Source organism: Streptomyces sp. NPDC001634 (assembly GCF_040298185.1).
GTDB lineage: Bacteria > Actinomycetota > Actinomycetes > Streptomycetales > Streptomycetaceae > Streptomyces.
Genome location: NZ_JBEOZU010000141.1, coordinates 4,272 through 16,449, shown reverse-complemented (window position 1 = coordinate 16,449; position 12,178 = coordinate 4,272). Strand labels below are relative to the sequence as shown.

At 74.2% G+C, this 12,178-nt stretch carries 1 protein-coding gene; it reads left to right on the top strand.

Features of this window, described 5'->3' with window-relative positions:
• The coding region (locus ABT186_RS44935; RefSeq protein WP_351930176.1) for a type I polyketide synthase at nucleotides 1–12,178 on the top strand (12,178 nt) is incomplete at both ends.

Here is a 12,178-nt window from a genome sequence, read left to right as displayed (position 1 = left end):
CGAGCCCCCGGCGGACGTCCTGACCCTCACCGACCGCCACGTGCAGCCGCTCGGCCCCGCACTGGTGACCCCCCCCCTGTGGCGGCCCACCCGCGGTGGGGTGGCCACCGCACGCTCCGACGCCGCCCCCGACCCGTCGCAGGCCGCGCTGTGGGGCCTGGGACGGGTGGCCGCGCTGGAACTGTCGGACCGATGGGGCGGCCTCGTCGACCTGCCGGGGACCGTCGACCGCCGCGCGGCGGGACGACTCGCGGCCGTACTGGCCGGGACCGGTGACGAGGACCAGGTCGCGGTGCGCGCCTCCGGTGTCTTCGCGCGGCGCCTGCTGCACGCCGAGGACCAGGGCGTCCCGGGGACCACCGGCAGCGGCTGGCAGCCGCGCGGCACGGTCCTGATCACCGGCGGCACCGGCGCGCTCGGCGCCCGGGTCGCCCACAGGGCCGCCGAGCAGGGCGCGGAGCATCTCGTCCTGACCGGACGCCGCGGCCCCGACGCCCCCGGCGCAGCCGAGCTTACGGAGCGACTGACCGCGCTCGGCGCCCGAGTGACGGTCGAGGCGTGCGATGTCGCCGACCGCGCGGCCGTCGAGCGGCTGCTGTCCCGGCACACCGTCGACGCCGTGGTCCACGCGGCGGGTGTCACCGACAACCTGCCGCTGCCCGACCTCGACGCCGACCGCTTCCGGTCGGTGCTGGCCGCGAAGGCGCACGGCGCCGCCCACCTCGACGCCGTACTGCGCGCCCAGGGAGACCGGCCGCTCGACGCGTTCGTACTGTTCTCCTCCATCGCGGGCGTGTGGGGCAGCGGGGGCCAGACCGCCTACGCCGCCGCCAACGCCTACCTCGACGGACTGGCCGAACAGCGGCGCGCCCGCGGTGCCACCGCCACCTCCGTCGCCTGGGGACCCTGGGGCGAGGGCGGCATGGCCGCCGAGGACGGTGCCGAGGAGTACCTGCGCCGACGCGGACTCGCCGCCCTCGACCCCGGCATCGCGCTGGCCGCGCTGCGCCGCGTCCTGCAGCAGGACGCCACCGGGCAGGTCGTCGCCGACGTCGACTGGTCGAGGTTCGCCCCCGGATTCACCAGCACCCGCCCCAGCCTCCTGCTCGGCGACCTGCCCGAGGCACGGGAGGCGCTGCGCGACGGGCAGGCGGGCACGGACGACAGTGGGGCCGGCGCCGCACTGCGCGGGCGCCTGACGGGCCGCCCGGCCGCCGAACGCACCCGCGCCCTGCTGGAGTTGATCCGCACCCACGCCGCGGCCGTCCTCGGCCACGCCGACGGCGGGCTCCTGGAGACCCGACGCGCCTTCCGCGACTCGGGCTTCGACTCCCTCACCGCCGTCGAACTACGCAACCGACTCGCCGCCGAGACCGGCCTCGCGCTGCCCGCCACGCTCGTCTTCGACCACCCCACCCCCGTCGACCTCGCCGCCTTCGTGCACGGCGAACTGTTCGACGAGCACGGAGGCGACCACGCCGACGGCCACCCCGGCACCGCGTCCGGCGCCGGACGCGGGGAACGCACGGCCGACGACCCCATCGTCATCGTCGGCATGGGCTGCCGACTGCCCGGCGACGTCACCGGCCCCGACGAACTGTGGGACCTTGTCGCCGGCGCACGGGACGCCGTCACCGAGTTCCCCGACGACCGTGGCTGGGACCTCGACGCCCTCTACCATCCCGAACCCGGGCGCCCCGGCACCAGCTACGCCCGCCACGGCGGATTCCTCACCGGCGTCGGCGACTTCGACCCCGCATTCTTCGGGATCTCGCCGCGCGAGGCCGTGGCCATGGACCCGCAGCAGCGGCTCCTGCTGGAGACCTCCTGGGAGGCGCTGGAGCGCGCCGCCATCGCCCCCGGCGGCCTGCGCGGCAGCCGCACCGGCGTGTTCATGGGCTCCAACGGGCAGGACTATCCCGCGCTGCTGCTCAGCACGCCCGACGCCGGGGACGGCTACCTCGGCACCGGCAACGCCGCCGCCGTGGTCTCCGGCCGTATCGCCTACGTCCTCGGGCTCGAAGGGCCGACCCTCACCGTCGACACGGCCTGCTCGTCGTCTCTGGTCGCCCTCCACCTCGCGGTGCAGGCACTGCGGGCCGGCGAGTGCGACCTCGCCCTCGCCGGCGGTGTCACCGTCATGTCGACCCCCGGCGCTTTCCTGGAGTTCAGCCGTCAGCGCGGTCTGGCGGCGGACGGCCGGTGCAAGGCGTTCTCCGACGACGCCGACGGCACCGGCTGGGCCGAGGGTGTGGGCGTGCTCGTCGTGGAACGCCTCTCGGACGCCCGCCGCAACGGACACCCGGTGCTGGCGGTGGTGGCCGGTTCCGCCGTCAACCAGGACGGCGCCAGCAACGGCCTCACCGCCCCCAACGGGCCCGCACAGCAACGCGTCATCCGCGCCGCACTGGCCGACGCCGGACTCGCGCCGGCCGACGTGGACGCCGTGGAGGCACACGGCACCGGTACGACCCTGGGCGACCCCATCGAGGCCCAGGCCCTCCTCGCCACCTACGGCCAGGACCGCGAACAGCCCCTGTGGTTGGGCTCGTTGAAGTCGAACATCGGGCACAGCCAGGCCGCCGCCGGTGTCGCCGGCATCATCAAGATGGTTCTGGCCATGCGGCACGGTGTCCTGCCGCCCACCCTGCACGCCGACGTCCCCAGCACGCACGTCGACTGGTCCGCGGGCGCCGTGGAACTCCTCACGGAGAGCACGGTATGGCCCCGTGCCGACCGGCCGCGCCGCGCCGGAATCTCCGCGTTCGGCGTCTCCGGCACCAACGCGCACGTCATCGTCGAGCAGCCGCAGGACGCACGTCTGCCGGAGGACGACGAACAGCCGCAGGACGCCGGCCAATTGGGAAGCGTCGAACCCACGGCTTCCGGGGACACCGACACCGGGGCCGCGGCCGGCCGGCCCCTGCCCTGGGTGATCTCAGGCGCCTCCGAGAACGCCCTGCGCGATCAGGCCGAACGGCTCCTCGGCCACGCAGACGCCCGGCCCGACCTCACCACAGCCGGTCTCGGCCTGTCCCTCGCCACCACCCGCACGACACTCGAACACCGCGCCGTCGTGGTCGGCACCGACCGCGAGGAACTGCTGTCGGCGCTCGCATCCCTGGTGATGGGCGAGCCCGCCACCGACGTCGTCACCGGCCGCGCGCGGACCGAGGGCCGTACGGCGTTCCTCTTCGCCGGTCAGGGAGCCCAACGCCTCGGCATGGGTCGCGAGTTGTACGAGACGTATCCCGTCTTCGCCGATGCCTTCGACGCCGCCTGCGCGCATCTGGACGCGGAACTGCCGCGCCCGCTGCGGGAGGTCGTCTTCGGGGACGACACCGAGCTGCTCGGCCGCACCGAGTTCACCCAGCCGGCCCTCTTCGCCCTCGAAGTCGCCCTGTTCCGGCTCCTGGAGTCGTGGGGCGTGCACCCGGACGTCCTGGCCGGACACTCGATCGGTGAGATCGCGGCGGCACATGCGGCGGGGGTCTGGTCGCTGGCTGATGCCTGCCGACTGGTGGCCGCGCGAGGCCGGTTGATGCAGGCGCTGCCGTCCGGCGGGGCGATGGTCGCTCTCCAGGCCGCCGAGGACGAGGTCCAGCCGCTCCTCAATGAAGAGGTGGGTATCGCCGCGGTCAACGGCCCGCGGGCCGTGGTGATCGCGGGCGCCTCGGAAGCCGTCCAGGAGATCGCAGCCCACTTCCGTGCGCAGGACCGCAAGGTCACCGCCCTGAGGGTGAGCCACGCCTTCCACTCGCCGCTGATGGAGCCGATGCTGGCCGACTTCCGCGCGGTGGCCGAGGCGTTGTCCTACGAACGACCGCACCTGCCCGTCGTCTCGACCGTGACCGGTGAGCCCGCCACCGCCGAGGAACTGCGCTCCCCGGACTACTGGGTGCGGCACGTCCGCCAGGCGGTCCGCTTCGCCGACGCCGTACGCGCTCTGGAGACGGAGGGCGTCACCCGATTCCTGGAGCTGGGACCGGACGGCACCCTCACCGCGCTGGCCCACGCCTCCCTCACCGACGGCGAAACGGTGGCGGTCCCGTCCCTGCGCCCGGACCGCCCGGAGCCGCGGACGCTGCTGTCGGCGACCGCGACGCTCTTCGCACACGGCGCCGAGGTCATCTGGTCGGCGTTCTTCCCCCCGGCGCGCCCCGTCGCACTGCCCACGTATGCCTTCCAGCACAGCCGCTACTGGCCGCGCACCACCGGCGCCCACCTCGGTGACCTCCGCTCCGCGGGCCTGTCCGCCGCAGGTCACCCCCTGCTCGGTGCCGCCGTCACCCTCGCGGACAGCGGGACCGCCGTGTTCACCGGACGGATCTCCGCCCAGCTCCAGCCATGGCTGGCCGAACACGTCGTCTCCGGCTCCGTCCTGCTGCCCGGCACCGCCTTCCTGGAACTCGCCCTCCACGCGGCGGACCGCGTCGGCTGCGCCCAGGTCGAGGAACTCACTCTCCGGACACCTCTGGTGCTGCCCGACCGCGGAGCCGCCGTCCAGCTCCAGGTCACCGTCGCCGCCCCGGACTCCACCGGCCGCCGCGAGATCGGCGTGTACTCCCGCCCCGCGGGCACCTCCGACGCGGACGATCCCGACGAAGAGCCGTGGATCCAGCACGCGGGCGGCACTCTGCTGCCCGAGGCCGCCGTGTCGAACACCGCAGCGGCCGCCCGGCCGCCGGCCGACGCCACCGAGGTCCCCACGGACACGCTCTACGAGCGGCTGGCGGACACCGGCCTGTCCTACGGCCCGCTGTTCCGCGGACTGACCTCCGTCCGGCAGCACGGCGACGACCTGTTCGCCGAGGTCGCGCTGCCCGACGAGGCCGCCCCCGACGCCCGCCGTTACGGCGTCCATCCGGCCCTGCTGGACTCGGTGCTGCACGCCCTCGGCGCGGCCCCGGCGACCACCGACGCCCCCGCTTCCGGCCCGGGCCTGCCCTTCTCGTGGGCCGGAGTCACCCTGCACGCCACCGGAGCGGCACGTCTCCACGCCCGTCTGCGCGTCACTGGCTCGGGCTCGGTCGCCCTCGAACTCACCGACCCGTCCGGTGCACCCGTCGCCACCGTCGCATCCCTCACCCTGCGCGCCCTGACGGCACCGCCCGCCGACACGACGGCAACCGGTCACGCCGAACTGCTGCACCGAGTCGACTGGACCCCGTTCCCGCTCGACGCGACCGCCGACGGCACCCGGTACTGGACCGCCTCGGCCGTCCCGACATCGCTGCCGACGACCGGGGTCGAGGCGGGAGAGGACGCGCTGGTACGCGTCGAAGCCCCGGCCGGCGACACGACGGAGGCAGCGCACACGGCCACGGCGCATGTGCTGGAACTGGTGCGTGTCTGGCTGGCGGAGGAGCGGTTCGAGGGTGCCCGTCTGGTGGTGGTCACCGAAGGGGCCCTGGCGCTCGATGAGGGGACTCCGGATCCGGCTCTGGCTGCGGTGTGGGGTCTGGTGCGGGCGGCTCGGGCGGAGAACCCTGGGCGGTTCGCGCTGGTCGATGTGGACGGTACGGACGAGTCCTGGGCCGTGGTGGGGCGCGCGCTGGCCTCCGATGAGACCGAGGTAGCCGTGCGCGCAGGAATCGCCTTCACCCCGCGTCTGGGCCGGGCCGCGCTCGGCGGTGAACTCGCGCTTCCCTCAGGGGAGTCGGCGTGGCGGCTGGATGTCGTGGAGAAGGGGACGCTGGAGGGGCTGGCGCTGCGGCCGGTCCCGGAGGCGGAGGCCGAGCTGACGCAAGGCCATGTCCGCATCGCGGTGCGGGCGGCGGGCGTCAACTTCCGTGACGTGCTCAACGCACTCGGTATGTATCCCGGTGATGCGAGGGACTTCGGTCTGGAGGGTGCCGGTGTGGTGACCGAGGTCGGTCCGGGTGTGTCCGGGCTGGTGGTCGGTGACCGTGTGATGGGCCTGTTCTCGGGTTCGTTCGGGCCGGTGGTGGTGGCGGACGCGCGGACTCTTGTGCGGGTTCCGGCGGGCTGGTCGTTCGCGCAGGCCGCATCCGTGCCGATCGTGTTCCTGACGGCCTATTACGCGTTGACCGATCTGGGTGGTGTCAAGCCTGGGGAGTCGGTGTTGGTGCATGCGGCGGCCGGTGGTGTGGGTATGGCCGCGACCCAGTTGGCGCGGCATTTGGGTGCTGAGGTGTTCGGTACGGCGAGTGTGGGCAAGTGGGACACGCTGCGGGGCCTGGGCCTGGACGACGGTCACATTGCCTCGTCGCGGGATACGGAGTTCGAGGCGGCGTTCCTTGCGGTGACCGGTGGTCGTGGTGTGGACGTTGTGCTGGACTCGCTGGCGGGTGAGTTCGTGGATGCGTCGCTGCGGTTGCTGCCGCGGGGTGGCCGTTTCCTGGAGATGGGCAAGACCGATATCCGGGATGCGGAGGCTGTTGCCGCCGAGCATGCGGGTGTGACGTATCGGGCCTTTGATCTGTGGGATGCCGGTCCGGAGCGGATCGGGCAGATGCTGGCCGATCTGGTTGAGCTCTTCGAGGCGGGGGTGCTGGAGCCTCTTCCGGTGACGTGCTGGGATGTGCGCAGGGCTTCGGAAGCCTTCCGCTACCTCTCCCAGGCGCGGCATGTGGGCAAGGTGGTCCTGACCGTTCCGGCCCCGCTGGACCCGGACGGGACCGTGCTGGTGACCGGTGGTACGGGTGGTCTGGGTGCGCTGGTGGCGCGTCATCTGGTGACCGGGCACGGCATCCGGCATCTGCTGCTGGCCAGTCGCCGGGGCCTGGAGGCTCCCGGTGCTGAGCAACTCGTCGCCGAGCTTGCGGAGTTGGGTGCCGAGGTCGAGGTGGCGGCCTTGGATGTCGCCGACCGCGACCAGCTCGCCACCGCCCTCGCAGCGATTCCCTCCGGGCATCCGCTGACCGGTGTGGTGCACACGGCCGGTGTCCTGGACGACGGTGTGGTCGCCTCGCTCACCGCGGACCGGCTGGCCAAGGTCATGCGCCCGAAGGTGGACGCCGTGGCCCACCTGCACGAGCTGACCCGCGACGCGGACCTTTCGACGTTCGTGGTCTTCTCCTCCGTCGCGGGCACATTCGGTGGCGCCGGGCAGGCCAACTACGCCGCCGCCAACGCCTTCCTGGACGCCTTCGCCGCCGTCCGCCGCTCCTCCGGTCTGCCCGCGACCGCCCTCGCCTGGGGCCCGTGGGCACCCGGCGCCGGCATGACCGCCGAGCTGACCGAAGCCGATCTCCGTCGTATGGCGCGCGGCGGCATGAAGCCGCTCGCTGCCGAACAGGGCCTCGGTGCCCTGGACGCGGCCGTGCGACGGACCGAACCGGTCCTCGTGCCGATCGCGCTCGACCGTCGCGTGCTGCGCGACCGGCAGGCGGTCGCTGCGCTGCCCGTCATGCTTCGGGGTCTGGCTGTCGCTCCGGCGCGGCGCACGGCGTCCGTGGCGGACGGTGGCGGTTCCGGCGAGAGCTTCCGGGCCCGGCTCGGGGCGCTCGGGCAGGCCGAGCGGGAGACGGCGGTCCTGGATCTCGTACGCACCCAGACCGCGATGGTGCTGGGGCACGCGAGCCCGGACACCGTCGAGGCCACCCGGGACTTCCGCGGCCTCGGCATCGACTCGCTGACCGCCGTGGAGTTGCGCAACCGCCTCAACGCGGCGACCTCGCTCCGGCTGCCCGCGACCCTGGTGTTCGACTATCCGTCGCCGCAGGCTCTCGCGCGGCACATCGGCGCCGAGCTTCTCGACGACGCCGCGACCGGCACCGCACCCGCGACCGGCACCGCGTCCCCGGCCGTCCGCGCCGCCGATAAGGCGGACGACGAGCGGATCGCGATCGTGGGGATCGGCTGCCGGTTCCCCGGTGGTGTGCGCGGCCCGGAGGAGTTCTGGCGGCTGCTCGCCGACGGTGTGGACGCGATCGGCGCTCCGCCCGCGGACCGTGGCTGGCAGGCGGACGGGATCGAGGGCGGATTCCTGTACGACGCCGCCGACTTCGACGCGGACTTCTTCGGCATCTCACCGCGTGAGGCACTGGCCATGGACCCGCAGCAGCGGCTGCTGCTGGAGATCTCCTGGGAGGCGCTGGAGCGGGCGGCGATCGACCCGCGCGGGCTGCACGGCTCACGCACCGGCGTGTTCGTCGGCACGAACTACCAGGGCTACGGGTCGGCCGCGCACGCCGTCCCGGAGGACGCGCAGGGCCAGCTGCTGACCGGGCACGCCGCGAGCGTGGCATCCGGCCGCGTCGCCTATGTGCTGGGACTGGAGGGGCCGGCCGTCACCGTGGACACCGCCTGCTCGTCCTCCCTCGTGGCACTGCACTGGGCGGCACAGTCGCTGCGGTCCGGTGAGTGCGATCTGGCGCTGGCCGGTGGTGTGACGGTGATGGCGACGCCGGGCGCGTTCGCCGAGTTCGACCGGCAGGGCGGGCTGGCCGGTGACAACCGGTGCAAGGCCTTCTCGGACGACGCCGACGGCACCGGCTGGGGTGAGGGCGCGGGCATCCTGCTGCTGGAGCGGCTCTCCGACGCCCGCCGCAACGGCCACCCGGTGCTCGCCGTGGTCCGGGGCAGCGCCGTCAACTCGGACGGCGCCAGCAACGGCCTGACCGCGCCCAACGGCCCCTCGCAGCAGCGGGTGATCCGGGCCGCGCTCGCGGCGGGCGGGCTCACCCCGGCCGATGTGGACGCGGTGGAGGCGCACGGCACCGGCACCAAACTGGGCGACCCGATCGAGGCGCAGGCGCTCCTCGCCACGTACGGCCAGGACCGCGAACGGCCGCTGTGGCTCGGGTCGGTGAAGTCGAACATCGGGCACACCCAAGCCGCCGCCGGCGTCGCCGGGATCATCAAGACCGTGCTGGCGATGCGGCACGGGATGCTGCCGCGCACCCTGCACCTGGGCAAGCCGACCACCCACGTCGACTGGACGGCGGGCCGGATCGAGCTGCTGGCCGAGCCGGAGCCCTGGCCGCAGACGGGACGTCCGCGGCGCGCGGCGGTGTCGTCGTTCGGTATCAGCGGCACCAACGCCCATGTCGTCCTGGAGGAGGGCACCGACCCACAGGCCCCCGTCGAGACGCAGACCGCGGGCCCGGTCGCCTGGCCGCTGAGCGGACGGACGGCCGCCGCACTGCGCGCGCAGGCCGAACGGCTGCGCGCCCGGCTCACCGCCCACCCCGAGTCGGCCCCCGCCGACGTGGCACACTCCCTGGCCGCCGGCCGCGCGGTGTTCGAGCACCGGGCCGTGGTGGTCGCCGAGGACCGCGAGGAACTCCTGGCCGGGCTGGCCGCCCTCGGCCGCGACGAGGACACCGCCGGTGTGGTACGCGGTCGCACCGGGCCATGGGGCCGTACGGCGTTCCTGTTCAGCGGGCAGGGCTCACAGCGGCCCGGAATGGGCCGGGAACTCCTCGACCGGTTCCCGGTGTACGCCGACGCCTTCCACCGCGTGTGCGACGCGTTCTCCCCGCACCTCGACGTGCCGCTGGCCGAGGTGGTGCTGGCCCAGGAAGGCACGGAGCGGGCCGGACTGCTGGACCGTACCGCCTACACCCAGCCCGCGCTGTTCGCCGTGCACGTGGCGCTGTACGAGCTGGTGCGCTCGTGGGGGGTGACGCCGGATGCGCTGATGGGGCACTCCATCGGTGAACTGTCCGCCGCGCACGTCTCCGGGGTGCTGTCGCTGCCGGACGCGTGTGCGCTGGTCGCCGCCCGCGGCCGGCTGATGGAGGCACTGCCCGAGGGTGGCGCCATGGCCGCCGTACAGGCGTCCGAGGACGAGGTGGCGCCGCTGCTCGCGGGACGCGAGAAGCACATCGGCATCGCCGCCGTCAACGGGCCCACGGCGGTGGTGGTCTCCGGTGACGAGGACGCCGTGTCGGACATCGCCGGGCATTTCGCCGCGCTGGGCCGAAAGACTAGGCGTTTGCGGGTCAGCCATGCGTTTCACTCGGCGCATATGGACGCGATGCTTGCGGAGTTCGAAGAGGTCGCGCGCGGCGTGCGCTACGACGCGCCCGCGATCCCGATCGTCTCCAACGTGACGGGGAACCGGGCCACGGAGGCCGAACTGACCTCGCCCGAACACTGGGTGCGGCACGTGCGGCAGACCGTGCGCTTCGCCGACGGCGTACGTCGCCTCCGGGAGGACGGCGTCGGCACCTTCGTCGAACTCGGCCCGGACGGTTCGCTCACCGCGATGACCCTGGACACCCTGCAGCAGTCCGCTCCCCAGGGCCCGGAGCAGTCGGCCGAGCACGCCGTGGCCGTTCCTGTGCTGCGCCGGGGGCGGCCGGAGCCGATCGCCGCGCTCCTGGCCGCCGGGGCCCTGCACGTGCGCGGGCTGGCGCAGACGCCGACGGGGCTGACCGGTCCTGCCCGTACGGTGGAGCTGCCGACGTACGCCTTCCAGCGCAGTCGGTACTGGCTGGAGGCGGCCAAGCCCGCCGACGCCGAGGCGCAGAGCGGCGGCGACCGTGTCGACGACGAGTTCTGGGCCGCCGTGGAGCGCGGCGACCTCGGTGAGCTGACCGAGCGCCCCGACCTCGGCGACGACACCCCGCTCAGCGAACTGCTGCCCGCCCTGTCGTCCTGGCGGCGCCGCCGCCGTGAGAGTTCGGCGCTCGACTCCTGCTCGTACACGGTGGCCTGGCGGCCGGTACCGGACGGCCCGCCGCCGGTGCTGTCGGGCACCTGGCTGCTGGCGCTGCCCGCATCCCGGGCCGACGACCCGTGGACGGACACCCTCGTCGAGGGCCTCACCGAGCACGGTGCGCAGATCGTGCCGCTGCCTGTGGACTGCGCCCTCGCGGACCGGGCCACGCTCGTCGAACAACTGCGCAAGCTTCCCGAGCGGGACACCCTGCAGGGCGTGCTGTCCCTGCTGGCACTGGACGAGGAACCCGCGGTGACCGGCCTGGACGGAGCCGTTGCGCCCGACCGTGCCGCCACCCCGGCCGGCCTGGCGGCGCTGCTCGCCCTGACCCAGGCGCTCGGCGACCTGGAGATCGGCGCCCCGCTGTGGTGCGCCACCATCGGCGCGGTCGCCGCCACCGAACGGGAGACCGTGACCGCACCGGCCCAGGCAGCCGCCTGGGGCCTCGGCCGGGTCGCCGCGCTCGAACAGCCGCAGCGCTGGGGCGGTCTCGTCGACCTCCCAGCCGAACTCGACGGCCGCAGCGCCGAACGGCTCGCGGGACTGCTGACCGGCACCACGGGAGAGGACCAGACCGCGATACGGGCCGCCGGAGTCTTCGCCCGCCGCCTGGTGCCCGCCCGGCCGTCCGGACCGAGCGACGCACCCGAGTGGAACTGCGCGGGCGAGACCGTGCTGATCACCGGCGGCACGGGTGCGCTCGGCGCCCGGGTGGCCCGCCGGCTCGCCGAGCGCGGCGCCCGGCACCTGCTGCTGGTCGGCCGCCGCGGCCCCGACGCCGAAGGCGCCGAGTCGCTGCGCGCCGAACTCGCCGCCGCGGGACCGAAGGTGACACTGGCCGCCTGCGACACCGCCGACCCGGACGCCCTGGCCGCGCTGCTCACCGAGCACCCGGTCGACGCCGTGGTGCACGCCGCCGGCGTCCTGGACGACGGACTCCTGGAGTCGCTGACACCGGAACGTCTGGAGGCGGTGCTGCGGCCGAAGCTGGCCGCCGCCCGCAACCTCGACCGGCTCACCCGTGACCGCGACCTGTCGGCGTTCGTTCTGTTCTCCTCCTTCGCCGGAACCGTCGGCTCGGCGGGCCAGGGCAACTACGCCGCTGCCAACGCCTACCTCGACGCGCTCGCCGCCCGGCGCCGCGCCGAGGGACTGCCCGGCACCGCGGTGGCCTGGGGCCCGTGGGCCGGCGGCGGTATGGCGGCCGGCGGACCGGAGGCCGAGGCACGGCTGCGGGGCGGCGGTGTCGTCCCGCTCGACCCGGACGCGGCGCTCGTCGCGCTCGACCGGGCAGTGGCCCGCGCGGATGCCGGGCTGACCGTCGTGGAACTGGCCTGGGACCGCTTCGTGCCCGGCTTCACCGCCGTACGGCCCGCCCCGCTGCTCGCCGAACTGCCCGCAGCGCAGGCGCTGTTGCTGCAGACGGCCGAGCGGGACGGCGGTGCCGAGGCGGCGGTCGTCGCCCAGCGCAACCGCCACGCCCGGATCGCGTCGGCCGTTGAGGAGCGGCTGGTATGCCTGATCGACAGCGGCCTCGGCGCCACC